Annotated in this window: 15 protein-coding genes; 7 read left to right on the forward strand and 8 right to left on the reverse strand. The window is 41.3% G+C overall.

Annotation, left to right across the window (positions count from 1 at the left end):
- The first annotated feature begins 136 nt into the window (after positions 1-136).
- Positions 137-1,087, forward strand: coding sequence for a diacylglycerol/lipid kinase family protein (locus FC98_RS08400; protein ID WP_054655063.1), 951 nt, complete (start codon positions 137-139; stop codon positions 1,085-1,087).
- 57 nt (positions 1,088-1,144) lie between these two features.
- Positions 1,145-2,104 carry an ADP-ribosylglycohydrolase family protein gene (locus tag FC98_RS08405; protein ID WP_008855518.1) on the forward strand — a complete coding sequence of 320 codons (960 nt, stop codon included), beginning with the start codon at positions 1,145-1,147 and terminating at the stop codon, positions 2,102-2,104.
- Between the two features lie 199 nt (positions 2,105-2,303).
- On the opposite strand, the gene FC98_RS08410 is transcribed toward FC98_RS08405, so the two are convergent.
- From FC98_RS08410 to FC98_RS08445, 8 genes are all read right to left on the reverse strand, one after another.
- Complete coding sequence (locus FC98_RS08410; RefSeq protein ID WP_008855517.1) at positions 2,304-2,522, reverse strand: hypothetical protein; 219 nt, start codon at positions 2,520-2,522, stop codon at positions 2,304-2,306.
- A gap of 193 nt (positions 2,523-2,715) precedes the next feature.
- Entirely contained in the window at positions 2,716-3,633 is a 918-nt protein-coding gene (rbsK, locus tag FC98_RS08415; protein WP_008855516.1) for a ribokinase, read from the reverse strand.
- A gap of 102 nt (positions 3,634-3,735) precedes the next feature.
- Positions 3,736-4,743, reverse strand: coding sequence for a ribose utilization transcriptional repressor RbsR (gene rbsR / locus FC98_RS08420; RefSeq protein WP_056949439.1), 1,008 nt, complete (start codon positions 4,741-4,743; stop codon positions 3,736-3,738).
- Positions 4,744-4,832: 89 nt separating this feature from the next.
- On the reverse strand, positions 4,833-5,822 hold the full coding sequence (locus tag FC98_RS08425) for an aldo/keto reductase (protein ID WP_056949440.1): 990 nt from the start codon (positions 5,820-5,822) through the stop codon (positions 4,833-4,835).
- A 27-nt stretch (positions 5,823-5,849) separates the two neighbouring features.
- Positions 5,850-6,809: a ribose-phosphate diphosphokinase gene (locus FC98_RS08430; protein WP_056949441.1), complete on the reverse strand. Its 960-nt coding sequence runs from the start codon at positions 6,807-6,809 to the stop codon at positions 5,850-5,852.
- 76 nt (positions 6,810-6,885) lie between these two features.
- Positions 6,886-9,330, reverse strand: a complete 2,445-nt coding sequence (gene recD2 / locus FC98_RS08435) for an SF1B family DNA helicase RecD2 (protein WP_056949442.1) — start codon at positions 9,328-9,330, stop codon at positions 6,886-6,888.
- A 30-nt stretch (positions 9,331-9,360) separates the two neighbouring features.
- Complete coding sequence (locus FC98_RS08440; RefSeq protein WP_056949443.1) at positions 9,361-10,113, reverse strand: tetratricopeptide repeat protein; 753 nt, start codon at positions 10,111-10,113, stop codon at positions 9,361-9,363.
- Positions 10,114-10,122: 9 nt separating this feature from the next.
- Positions 10,123-10,779, reverse strand: a complete 657-nt coding sequence (locus FC98_RS08445; protein ID WP_008855509.1) for a histidine phosphatase family protein — start codon at positions 10,777-10,779, stop codon at positions 10,123-10,125.
- 323 nt (positions 10,780-11,102) lie between these two features.
- Between FC98_RS08445 and FC98_RS08450 the strand changes: the two genes are divergently transcribed.
- The 5 genes from FC98_RS08450 (at position 11,103) to FC98_RS08470 (ending at position 13,748) form a co-directional block, all read left to right on the forward strand.
- Positions 11,103-11,435, forward strand: a complete 333-nt coding sequence (locus FC98_RS08450) for a hypothetical protein (protein WP_040470736.1) — start codon at positions 11,103-11,105, stop codon at positions 11,433-11,435.
- Positions 11,436-11,489: 54 nt separating this feature from the next.
- Positions 11,490-11,684, forward strand: coding sequence for a helix-turn-helix transcriptional regulator (locus FC98_RS08455; protein WP_008855507.1), 195 nt, complete (start codon positions 11,490-11,492; stop codon positions 11,682-11,684).
- A 5-nt stretch (positions 11,685-11,689) separates the two neighbouring features.
- Positions 11,690-12,553 (forward strand): ATP-binding cassette domain-containing protein, encoded by an 864-nt coding sequence (locus FC98_RS08460; RefSeq protein ID WP_050806232.1) that lies wholly within the window; start codon positions 11,690-11,692, stop codon positions 12,551-12,553.
- Positions 12,537-13,277: an ABC transporter permease gene (locus FC98_RS08465; RefSeq protein ID WP_056949444.1), complete on the forward strand. Its 741-nt coding sequence runs from the start codon at positions 12,537-12,539 to the stop codon at positions 13,275-13,277. Before FC98_RS08460 ends, FC98_RS08465 begins: the two co-directional genes overlap by 17 nt.
- A 75-nt stretch (positions 13,278-13,352) precedes the next feature.
- Positions 13,353-13,748, forward strand: coding sequence for an iron-sulfur cluster biosynthesis family protein (locus FC98_RS08470; RefSeq protein WP_050806231.1), 396 nt, complete (start codon positions 13,353-13,355; stop codon positions 13,746-13,748).
- Positions 13,749-13,751: the final 3 nt, after the last annotated feature.

Consider the following 13,751-nt stretch of genomic DNA (forward strand, 5'->3'; position numbering starts at 1 on the left):
ACTGCTTAAATGATTTCGAAATGATTCCATAAGCTTGGTGTCGAATACTTAACCTATTCGAAACCAAGCTTTTCTATTACATATTTTTCCACTTTTTACCGGTTAATGATGTTTTAATGGGAGGGACAGTTAATCAATGGAGTATTTTATAATCGTAAATAAATGCGCCGGTGGCAATAAGGCTCGTTTACTATGGCCTAAAATTGAGACGAAGCTTAACCACGATAAGGTCGCATTCCATCCCTATTTTACTAAGTACGATGGTCACGCAGTTAAACTGACGATGCAAATTCTGCATCAGCTTAATGACACTCCCCATTCAGATGCCATTATTATTGCCGCCGGTGGCGATGGTACCTTACACGAAACGCTTCTAGGCTGTAAGCGTTATTACGCTGATAATATCAACCAGCATAAGGTCCCACTCGCCTTCCTCCCAATTGGTTCTGGAAATGATTTTGCTAGGGCCCTCAAAATCCCCCTGCATTGGCAGGAAGCTCTCAAAGATATCCTGGCTTGCCGTTCAGCCTCTATCCTTAACCTCGGCCATTATACGAACCTAGTTAATAAAACAGACGGCTACTTTACTAATAATTACGGCATCGGTTTTGACGCCACCGTCGTCCACGATGCTAACAAGTCCCCATTAAAAAATAATCGTTACTTTGGCAAATTTTCATACTGGCTAGCTGTTGTTAAAGCCCTCCGAACTTTTCAGGGATTTAAGGTTCAGATAAGGATCCCTGGAAGCACTGAGAAAACCTTTAATAACGCGTTTTTGGTCACAACGACGAACCTACCCTATTTTGGGGGTGGCATTAAAATTGCCCCTGATGCATCCGCATACGAAAACCAATTAGATTTAATAATCGTCGAAAATCCCAGCATCATTCAATTGATTTTATTTGTCAGTATGATATTTTTAAAGAGACATTTAAGTCTGCGATTTATTCACCACTACGTTCAAAAACAGCTCTTCATTACGACCAACGATGCGAGGTACGGCCAAATTGATGGTGAAGAGCTTGGTGAACACACTTACCAGATCAAACTCGAAACAGCCAGCTATCCCTTTTGGGTTCATTAATAGCTGATTATGACTGCCATCTCCTTCGATTAAACAAACGTAAAACGAGGTAATCCCATGTACTCAACCAGCTACCTACTATTTCAATCCGTGACCGCCGTTGCCCTTGGTGATGCGTTAGGAGTCCCTTACGAGCGCCAAAAGCGGCAAGACTTATTAGAGAATCCCATTCACGCAATGGCTGGCCATCAGGAAAGTGACGTCCCTGCAGGAACCTGGTCTGATGATACGTCCCTAACCATTGCTTCGTTGGTCAGTTTAACTCAAGGCTATAATCTTTATGACCTCATGATGAGATATTCTCAGTGGTATCACTTTGGGGATTACACACCATTTGGGACGATGTTTGGTATTGGCAAAACGACCGAAGCAGCAATCAAGCGATTTGATTCTGGAATCGATCCTCAGTTATGTGGTGGTACCTCAGAAATGGCTAACGGTAATGGGGCCTTAATGCGAATGATGCCACTCGCATTCTATTTAATGACAAGTCCCCATGGCTATCAATTTAATGATCGGGTGGCTAAAATCGTTCACGACTATACCGCAACCACCCACCGTCATCCCCGCAGTTTGATTGCGTCTGGCATCCTGACCAACGTAATTATTAGATTGGTATATAATCCTAATAAATACGCCATGCTACGAGCCGTCAAAGAGTCATTGGACTACTATCGAGACAAGACAGAATTTGCCGACGAAGTAGCTCTCTTTGCACAATTAGAGGACCCCCACTTTTTGCGGCAGTCCAGCAATTCGATCAAAAGTTCTCCGTACGTCGTTGATACTTTGAACTCAGTGTTCTGGTGTCTGATGAACTCCGAGCAATATTCCATTGCCGTTACCCGGGCGGTTAACTTAGGCAACGATGCAGACACAATTGGGTCAATTACGTCGATGCTAGCGTCATTACTATTTGCTCCAGTAACTTTCCCTCAGGACTGGCTAAAAGCGCTCAAGGGGCGTAATCAGATTAAAGTGGCAGTATCATCCGCCCTTTTATCAAATTATTTTTAACGCGTTTAAAGGGCCAAGAAACAACTCGATCCCGTAACTGAAGCTGAACAATCATTCCTAAGTGACACAAATGATTGTTCAGCAGCAATTACGGGATCTTTTTTAATTATTTCAGGCAAGAAACAAAAAAAGAGCGCAAAACGAAAATTGTCTTGCGCTCAATTCTAAATAAATCAGTTAAAATGCGATGGTAAAACCATTAATCCTCAGAAGCATCCATTGCTTCCAAAATCATATTTAACTGCATACACTCTTGGTTCAAATGCTTCATTTCATTACCAAACTGTGGCGTGATCACAACCGTATCACTAGTTGCCTGTTTCTTAGAGTGAACCATTTCAGCTTCTTGGTTCTTCAATTGGTCGAGCTTGCTCGTTGCCTTTTGATACTCTTTAAGAATTTCTAACTTATTACTCATAGCTATAAACCCCTTTGAAAATAAAATTAAATTACGACGCTATCGAATTTAAACTTCTCACAAAGAAATGTTAGAAATTTCTTAACCATTTCCTGCTAACGATTGGATATACTACCAGATAATTTCACGGAAATCAACGTTTTACCAAAAAAGGATAAACTAGCGCTATGAAAACTAATTTGAACAATAACTTTTATTTATACTGAGTGGCAATTTCAGCAGCGGTTGGGATTGAAGGTAATGCCCCTAATCGTTGAACTGTAATGGACGAAGCCTTCTGCGCATAAGTAAGCGCCTCTTCAATATTAGAAAGATTCTTATTTATTTCTGAGCTTAAAGCACCAATAAAAGTATCACCAGCCGCGGTTGTGTCCTTTGCCTGCACCTTAAACGCTGGTACAAAGCCATCATTGGTTGCGGTATGATAATACGCACCCCGGTCTCCGATTGTAATAATCAGATTTTTAATTCCCATTTTAGTAAACTTATCTGCATTGGCAGCCATTGACGCCTGATTGGTAACCTCAATCCCCGTTAACGAAGCACTTTCAGTCTCATTTGGAACAATCAAATCAGTAACCTCAGCTAAGCCGTCAATTAATTTAGCAGCCGGAGCGGGGTTCAAAATAGTTGTCACCCCGTGCTGCTTAGCTAATTTGAATACAGCCAACGTAACTGCTTGAGGCGTTTCAAACTCTGAAATCAAAATATCGCTTGCTTCAATCAGGCCCTCGCTGCTAGCAACGATTGCTGGCTTCATCGCCTGATTAGCACCACCATATACCATGATACTGTTTTGACCCTGTTCATCTAGCAAAATAACCGCTGAACCGGTGCCGTGAGTATCATCAACACTAATATGGTCAACATTAATCCGGTCGTGTTTTAAGGCATCAATCATAAACGTGCCATTGCCATCTTCGCCCACTTGACCAATAAAGCTTGTTTCGGCTCCGGACCGGGCAGCTGCAACTGCTTGGTTAGCACCCTTCCCACCAGCAGAGTTTGTTTTGCTCTTTGCACTGATTGTTTCACCCGGCTTGGGCATTTGAGCAATATGTAAAGTGGTATCAACGTTTAAGCTACCAAGAACAACAACTTTATTTGTCATGTTAAGCTCCTCTTATTTTCTTAAATGATTAGATTAAGTAAAACCTTTCACCAAAGATTCTATCAAAGATGAAAAGGTTTCACAAGTCTTTATTTTAAGCGATCAATTAATCTTTTTGACACTATCACGCCTCATCAGTTTCACTGGTAACGTCACCTTTTGAATCGGTTCATCCCGATTTTCAATCCGTTCAATAATCATCGAAGCCGAGTGTTGGCCAAGTTCAAAGGCAGCTTGATGGACCGTTGTTAGTTTCGGATAAACGTACTCAGTGAGATCAATATCATCATAGCCAACAATCGAAATATCGTCAGGGATCCGCAACCCCAGTTCTTGAATGCCACGGTATAACCCAATCGCAATCTCATCATTAATTGCAAAGATTGCCGTTGGCTTCATTGCTAAGGCCTGCTTTGTCACCGAGTAGCCCCCTAACTTCGTCAAATCGGTCATAATGACATGATCGGAATTAATCGTAAAGCCCGCTTGTTTATAAGTGTCAAGAAAGCTATTCAACCGATGTTCCATGTTCAACGTCGGCGTTTTGTCAGCAACCACCACGACGTCATGATGGCCGTTTTGGATCAAGTATTCAGCCAACAGCCGACCACCCTGATCATTTCTTGCATCAATTTGATCGCCTTCAACGACTGGCGCTTGATCAACCAGAAGATAGGGAATCGCGTTTTGGCTGAGAATTCGATCAATGTATTTTAAATCGGACACCGCAGAAGCGATTATCATGCCATCTGCGGTCCGTCTGATTGACTCAAGGAGATAATGACTCTCCAGTGTTTCACTGTTGTTAGAACCGAAAATAAGGGGGACATAGTCATGTTCCATTGCTGTAGCTTCAATTCCCCTTACAAAGCGACCAAAAAAAGGATTATTGATGTTTGGTAACAGGACGCCAATCGTTCGACCGCTTTTTCGAATTAAACTTTGCGCATTAAAATCAGGAACATAGCCCATTTCTCGTTGAAGCCGATGAACTTTTTCAACCGTCTTATCGCTAAACCGATCCTGCTTACCATTTAAAATTTGTGACACCGTCGTCACCGAAACCCCCGCCTTGTGAGCAAGATCGGTAATGGTTACTTTTTTAGTCATGCTAATTCTCCATTCAACAGCTTACAAACGTGGGGTGCTTGAATCAAAACATGTGTTTTGTCCCAGCACCCCCAACGAAGCTATTCTATTTATTCTTTAACGATCTTATCAATTTCAGTTAATTCATCATTGGTGAAATCTAAGTTATTAAGGGCCTTTAGGTTGTCCTCTAAGTGGTTGACCTTTGAAGCACCCGTGACAACGCTGGCAACCGTTTTATCATGTAGTAGCCATGCTAATGACATCTGAGCGAGATTCTGGTTTCGGTTCTTAGCTAAGTCATTAAGCTGATTTAACTTCTTGACCAGCTCATCCTTGCCATGTTTAATAACGAACTCGTTACTCCAATGGATTTTGACGTCATCGGGCATACCATTAAGGTACTTATCGGTTAACAACCCTTCAGCTAGTGGCCCATACGCAACCAGTGCTTTATGTTCATCAGCAAGGGTCTTTATAAGGCCATCATCTTCAACCCCGCGGTTAAGCATATTGTAAGATGCTTGGTTAACCACAAACGGTGTATGCAACTCATTAAAGTACTTGGTAATTTCCTTGGTTTGAGCTGCATTATAATTAGAAATTCCAATGTACAAGGCCTTCCCAGAACGAACCACACTATCTAATGCCTCAGCCGTTTCAGCCAAGCTCGTGTTTGGATCGAATCGATGACTATAATAAACATCAACGTAATCCAAGCCCATCCGCTTCAAACTGCCATCTAATGCATTGATCAGTGTCTTTCGAGAAGAGAAGTTGCCGTAAGGCCCAGGCCACATATTGAAGCCCGCTTTAGTTGTAATCACTAACTCATCTCGATACGGCTTTAAGTTTGCCCGATAAACTTCACCGAACATTCTCTCGGCCGCGCCAGCACTAGGCCCATAATTAAACGCGTTATCAAAACAAAAGATTCCTGAATCAAAGGCTTTCAACATGACTTTTTCGCTGTCGCCATAATTAGCGTCATCGCCAAAGCTGTGCCACAATCCAAATGATAATGCCGGTAGCTGGAGGCCTGAATTACCTGCCCTGCGTACCACTGCGTTTTCATAACGATCGTCATTTGCCTTATACATAAATTAAATCACCTTCACAATAAATTTTTATCTACCAAATAATTTTCCGACCGATTGTTGGTTATGAATCAATGTAATTGCTTCACCAAACAAATCACCAACCGAAACCACTTCAAGTTTCTCGAATTGGTCCTGCTTAGCAATGCTAATTGAATCGGTCACAATAACCCGCTCGATCGGTGACTCCTGCAGCCGCTTTTGAGCATCTCCTGAAAAGACTGCGTGCGTTGCAATCGCATAAACATCAGTTGCCCCGGCCTTCTTAAGGGTTTCAGCCGCGATAACTAGCTTAAACGCCGTATCAATCATATCGTCAACAATAATTGCCCGCTTGCCGCGAACATTTCCAATCACTGACTCCGGAACCGTTGTCACGTCTTCAGGTGACCGATTGTCAATAATCGCAATCGGCGCTTTTAATAATTCAGCGAATTTTCTAGCCCTGGAAACACCAGTATGATCCGGTGAGACCACGACTAAATCAGAATCATGGTGCTCTTCGGTAAAGTAGTGCGCCAATAACGTATCCGCCTTTAAATGATCAACTGGAATATTGAAGAACCCTTGAATCTGGTCAGCATGCAAATCTAACGTGACCACCCGATCGACGCCATCCATTTCTAAAAATGAGGCGACAAGCTTTGCGGTGATCGGCTCTCTAGAACGCGCCTTTCGATCAGCTCGAGAATAACCGTAGTAAGGAATAACAACGTTAATTGACTTGGCACTTGCTCGACGAACCGCATCGACCATGATCAATAATTCCATCAAATTCGAATTAACGGGGTCTGAAACCGACTGGATGATATAAACTTCATCACCCCGAATGCTTTCATCAACACTGATTTTTATTTCATCGTCACTAAACTTTTCAACAGTGGCCTTACTTAACGGCACACCAACTTTTTTGCTGATTGCTTCTGCCAAATGACGATTAGAATTGAGAGAAAACAACTTTAATTTAGGATGCGATTTCAACTCGGTCATGATGTCCTCCAAATATTCTTGATTACCTAAATATTACCATAATCTGAACGTTAAATTATACCCAATTGACTTCGAATCACATAAAATCTTTTGGGGAAACGCTTCCCATTCCAATCATCGGATCAATTTCGTTATTATTAATAACCGCAACGGTAAGATGATCGGGTAAGGCTGACACTTTTTCGGCCCCATTATCCTCACTAGAAGAATCATTAATCTCTGCGACCTTTGACCTTACTTTTTGGGCTGGCCGGCCGATTGCATCAACCAATCGTTTGACTAAGCTTGTCCGGCGATTGACCGAAACGCTCCTGACACACTGTTCAAAGGCATCCTGTTCACCAAGCATAATCAAGAAGTCACTTGCCCGGGTAACCGCAGTGTATAGCAAATTCCGCTGTAGCATTCGTGAATATTGATGGACAATTGGTAAAATAACCATCTTAAATTCACTCCCCTGAGCCTTATGAATCGATGTGCAGTACGCCAGCGTAAACTGTGACCACTCGCTTTTTTCGTAAGTCACTTCTGTTTCATCAAAATCAATCGTAATTTTAGTGGGTGCTTTTTGATCCTTGACCGTTTCCATCGACACAATAATGCCAATATCCCCATTGAAGACGTTTTGTTCCGGATTGTTTACCAACTGAAGTACCTTGTCACCAATTCGATAGGTGTGTTCGCGAATCGTGACGGCCTTTTTCGCTGGCTTATCCTGCCAAATGGCTTGGACAGTGTCATTTAAATGATCAATACCAGCATTGCCCCGATACATCGGTGCTAACACCTGAACGTCCATTAGCCCAAACTGTTTTTGTTTGGCGTGCTTTGTTACCTGATCAATCACCGAGGAAACTTGATTTTCCCGGCAAGGAATAAATGATCGATCTGACTGATTTTTAGCAAAATTGGCCGATAATTTACCACTGTGAATATCATGGGCTAGTTGAATGATCGACGACCCTTTTTCCTGACGATAAATCGTATCAAGTTGCATGGCTGGAATCTGATCCGAAACCAATAAATCATGGAATACCTGACCTGGTCCAACAGATGGCAGCTGGTCTTGATCTCCAACCAGGACAACCTGCATGTTGTTGGGAACCGCTCTAACTAATGAGCGAAATAAATAAGTATCAACCATCGACATTTCATCAATAATCAACAAATTGCCTTCAATATCCTTAGTTGCGTCAGTGTCGTTAGATTCACGGCCATTTAAGCCCAGCAGCCGGTGAATCGTACTAGCTGGCAAACCGGTCGATTCAGACATATGTTTTGCCGCCCGGCCGGTTGGCGCTGCTAGAACGACTGGGAATGCTTTGTCCTTATATGCATTAACGTCAAGCGAAAATTCATGGAGACGTGCGTAAGTATTGACAATCCCATTAATAATCGTTGTCTTTCCAGTCCCCGGACCACCTGTTAGGATAAATGCCGGTGACTGAATGGCCTGAACAATTGCCGCCACCTGAGAATCATCGTAAGTAATATCAAATTGTTTTTCAACGATTTTTAGCTGTTTCTTGATGGCTTCATCATTGAAATCACTTTCATCCTTATTCTTAATAATCCGGTTAATGTGCTCAGCAATCTGGACTTCAGCGTTATATAACCGGGTTAAATAAATCCGATCATCCTGTCCAACAATCTTGTTTTCCTTTGCTAAGGCAACCATCGATTCCGCAAGCTTTTTACCCGAGATTTTTTGGTTGGTATTGCCCTCAAGAACGTCAGTCGCCATGGCAACCAGCGGCGCAGTTGTTGTATAGGTATCCCCATTTCGCAAGCAAAGTTCGTCAATCGCATACATCAGGCCCGCTCGAATCCGCTCGTTTGAATCTGGAATGATCCCGAGCTTCAGCGCAATTGCGTCTGCCTTTCGAAAACTAATCCCATCAATATCTTCAACTAACTGGTAGGGATTTTCAGAAATAATTTTTAACGCGTCCTCATGATACTTTTGATAAATTGCTGAGGCAATCTGGCTGGAAAACCCATAGCTATTCAGGCCAATGATCACCTTTTCCAGATTATCGTCAACCGTCAAATTATCAATGATAGCGTGTTTTAGCTTCTCACTAATTGGCACATCATCTAGTACGCGGCCGTCCGAATTGATTTTCTCAATGGCGTCTTCACCAAGAACCGAAACAACCCGCTCAGCCGTTTTGCGGCCAACACCTGGAAACTGGTCACCAGAAAGATATTTAACAACCCCATCCCGGGTTGTTGCAATCAAGCTTGTATAGTTACTGGCCTGAAACTGCTTACCGTATCTAGGATGGTCAATCAGCTTACCAGTAAAGTGATAACTATTCTCTTCTACTAAGTCCCCGAAATTACCGGTCACGACAATCTCATCTTCCGGCCAATTAATATTGGTATCCGTGATCTCAACTAAGACAACTTTATAAAAACTGTCGTTACTTGAAAAGAAGATGGCTTTGAGCCGCCCATCCACATATTTTGGGTCGTTTTGCTGGTCATCGGATTCAAATAAATCTACTGAGCGGTCCACGCTTTCCCTCCTTACAAGACTTGCCGTCAATTATTTCTTAGGCTTCTGATCCTTAGTACGATTTAACTGGACAACTTTCTCAATATCCTTTAATTTTTGCTGTCCCCGGTTAAAGTAGTCTGGGTCGCTTTTCTTCGCAATCTCAAAATACTTATCAAAGTCTTCACCGTTCACCATGGCAACAAGGCCTCGATTAAAACTAGCTTTACCATTTTGCGGTTCCAACTTTAAAACATTATCGTAAAATTCACCTGCTTGAGCAAAGTTACCAAGGGCTAACAAATTATCACCGATCATCTCGTTAATCGATGGATCATCACGTTTACTACTTTGAGCTGATAACGCAAATACCATCGCCCGTTTGTTATCCCCCTTTGCCATGTAACTCTGAGCTAACATTGCATAGGCCTCGGCTTGTAGCTTCACGTCATTAATTCCTTGGAAGGTTTTAATCGCCTTGTCGTATTCCTGAGCAGCATAATAAACATTACCCAGGCCAAAATTTAATGTATCCAACACATCGTTAGAACTATCTTTAAATAGTCCCAGTGCCTTCATCAACAGCTCTTCAGCCTGTTCATAGTCCTTACCCTCAACCAATAACGTTGCTAGCTCATAATAATGATGATAATTTTTGGGCTCATGATCAATCTTTTGAATCAAGCTGTGAATTAACTTACGCGCTTTTTGTTCCTCTTGCTCACGCTTTTTCATGTACTTTCGCTGTTCTTGACGATTCTTTTCTTGTAATTTTCTTACTTTTTCTGAATTATTTTCTGCCATGATCATCACCTAGACAAGATCTGTCTCGTCTAACTTTCTATTCAAATAACTAGTATCATTCCAGTCAATTAGCTGAAAAGTCTTCGCTGAGTCGTCGCTTTCCAAAATTGTCGTGCTGGTGTTCGCCAAGCCGCCACGTTTTCGTAAATCAGCTAATGAAACGCCCAATAAGGCATTCATTTCAGCATTCAAAGCCGCACCATGACTGACAATCAAAACATTACCTTCAGGATTGTTTTCAACAATATTGACAATTGCTGGCGTCATTCTATCGATCACATCTTGATAGCTTTCACCACCGATTTCAGATGGCTTGTAAAGGTCTGGATGGTTGCGAAAATCTTCAAACTCTTCTGGATATATCCGTTTGACGTCTTCAAATTTCATCCCTTCCATCTTGCCAAGATGAAACTCTTCAAGCCTTGACAGTAAGGTGATCGGGGGATGCTTTTTTAGTCGCCGGTTAATCGTTGTTGCGGTCACCCGCGCTCGCTTAATTGGGCTCGCGTAAATATGATTGAAACCAATCTTGGCTAAATGCTTACCAAGTAAATTCATCTCTTCATAGCTCTGGGGAAGTAAGGGCGAATCGCCGCCCGCACCTTGATAACGACTTTGAAGGTTCCATTCAGTTTTTCCGTGGCGAACAAAGTACAATTTAGTCAATTTTTATTCCTCCAAGACTATTTTTACTCCTTACATTATGACAGGAAAAGGCGGTGATTTCAAAACGTTAAAGCAAAGTATTAGAAAAAAGATAGATTGATCTTTTGTTCATATCAACTATCCAAGGATTGACCTGATAAATTGCGGCTATATCACAATTAATCTGTATTGGTTATTCAATGACAAAATAAATAACGTGCGAAAGCAGTGTCCAACGCTCTTGACATTTAATCAGATTGTGATAATTTTAAGATATTAAACGTCCAAAGGCTTTGACACTTTATCCACTATATCTACTAATCCTATGAATTGAGGCGATCTTCTTGATTATTTTGACGATATTAGTTATTTGTTTTGTATTGGTTATTGAATGTGCCCGATTAATGCGTGGTAATCACCACGATGAAATGAGTCAATTCTTTTTATCCCGCGCCTTAGCAGAAGTTGGATTCATTACAATTATCATTAGTTTGTTTTCCGTTATTTTTGATGTTATTGGTATCATGACCCGCCCAGACAAGGTTCCCTTAGAAAATGCCCAGATGGCAAGTTTGATTGTCAATATCAAGTACCTCACGATTGGCGTTGGCACGTACCTCATTTTCTTTATTAAATACAGATACACGCTCCATCAGGCGGGTAAGGATGATGAATGATCTATCGCTTATAACGCCATGTTCAATAATTTATAGAATTCGGATGATAACAGAATGAAAAACAAAATCAGAGAATTACGCAAGCATCAACAGATTACGCAATCACAACTGGCAGTGTTATGCCATGTGAGTCGCCAGACGATCAGTATGATTGAAAATAATCATTATGATCCCACCTTAAAATTAGCGCTCAAGCTTTCTGAAACTTTAGGCGTCACTGTCAATGACCTATTTCTTAGTGAGGAGTGAATAAAATGCTAACCATTCAAGATTTAACCCTAACAGCCCACAATCACGATATTTTAGCCCATATCAATTTAAGCTTTCAAGATAATCACGTATACGGCATCATTGGTCCAAATGGCGTGGGTAAGACCACCTTATTTAAATCGATTTTAGGGATTACCCGCTACCACGGTAAAATTTTATTTAACGGTGCTCAGCCAAATGATCTTCAAATTGGCAAGTTAATTGAATATCCTAATTTTTATCAAAATCTAACGGTAGAACAAAACCTCCAGCTCTTTGCCCGCTACATGAACGCTGACCTTGGTTTGGTTTCCCAAGCGCTAGAAAAGGTGAATCTCCTGAAAGAAAAAACAACTCGCTTTTCTGATTTATCGTTAGGGACAAAACAACGATTAGGGATTGCCCGGGCACTACTTGGTAACAATCACATTTTATTATTGGATGAACCCCAAAACGGTCTGGATCCCTTGGGAATCAAATCGATTCGTGAATTGCTGAATGACCCCAAGCTTCGAGAAGATAAAGTCATTTTACTCGCTAGCCATAATTTAAATGAAATTACCAAAATCGTCGATAACCTTATCTTCGTTGATAACGGCCAGATCCTTTGTCAAATCCGTAACCAAACTACCCCTTATTACCTTTTTAGAACTCAGCAAACCCCCGCATTGTTACCAAATTTTGACGCCAATCCAAATATTAGTATGGTTCAAAACAGTTCATTTATTTTAACCACCTACGTGCCCAACCAATTACGAACACACTATCCACAATTAGCTGTTCGCTATATCGGTAAAATTACGTCATTAGAATCCCTCTTCGATTTTGTAATTACGAAAGGAGTGGTTAACAATGTCGACTTTAATTAAGTGTGAATTCATCAAAATCAAACATAGTTTAGGACTATTATCCTTGCTCATTTTGGCGCTAATTCCCATTCTCATCAACTTAGCCAGACCATTAATGATCAGACAAAAGTACACGCTTTTTGACCTTTACTTTCCGCTTTTTAATCAATATAGCTTGTTTTTCCCGCTCGTTTTAATGATGTTGACTGCCACCATTTTTTATATTGAATATCAAAATGGAACCTATATTGATTGGATTACTTACGGTTACTCAAAAATCGCTTTGGTGACATCAAAGTTAATTGTGGCCGTGATTCTTGCGATGGTCTTTATTACAATTGACTTTACGATTATGACTATCGGATTGGTTTGGTGGGTACCAATGAGTCTCCATGGATTTATCAAAATGGCCGCATCATTTTGGCTATTTTCATTGATGGCGGTACTCATTAATATCCCACTAAGTGCAATTGTGATCAACATGACCAGAAATGCGATTGTCACAGCTATCTTTTCAATTATTTTGATGATCGTTAATGCCATTTTCATGGCCGCACCATTTGGCTACTATATCCCGTCAGTGTTTGCTTATCGCCTGGGGCTGCTGCCAATTGCCCAATCCGACTTTTACACGAACACCAGTGTCGCCTTAACAGTTGGGACAATCCTTGCCAGCATTTGTATCCTTATTCTCTTTGTAATGACAATTGGCCAATTTAGCTGGCGGCAAAAAATTGAAAGCTAGCTCACTAATCTGAAGATGCTGGTCACTTTTTACCATATTTGACAAGTTGTGTACAATGAATTAGAGGTGATTAATTTGGCAACGATCACAATTACAAATTCAATGAAGACCGTCTTATCAAAGCAACGACTTCTTAACAAAGCTCTTTTACTAATTGCTGACGACGGTGGTGGTCAGTACTCGCTACATGGTGGTGCTTGTACGATTGGCGCTAATTTTACCATCGTGGTATTAGATCAACCAGACGCTCACTATTCAGTCCCTTTAAACAACGATGCTGGCATTAACCTGTTTACTTCCGGCTATGATCTTAACTTCCTTGAAGCCGGTTTAAAGCTCAACTATCAAAACAACAGTATCATTCTTAGCGACGATGCCGAACTGTTAGATAGTACCGTGCAAATAACCAAGGGAGCTGATGTTATTAAGGCGTTTAAATCTGGAATGACACCATTAGATTATGGCTGTTAGGTA

The organism is Lentilactobacillus kisonensis DSM 19906 = JCM 15041 (assembly GCF_001434135.1).
Lineage (GTDB): Bacteria > Bacillota > Bacilli > Lactobacillales > Lactobacillaceae > Lentilactobacillus > Lentilactobacillus kisonensis.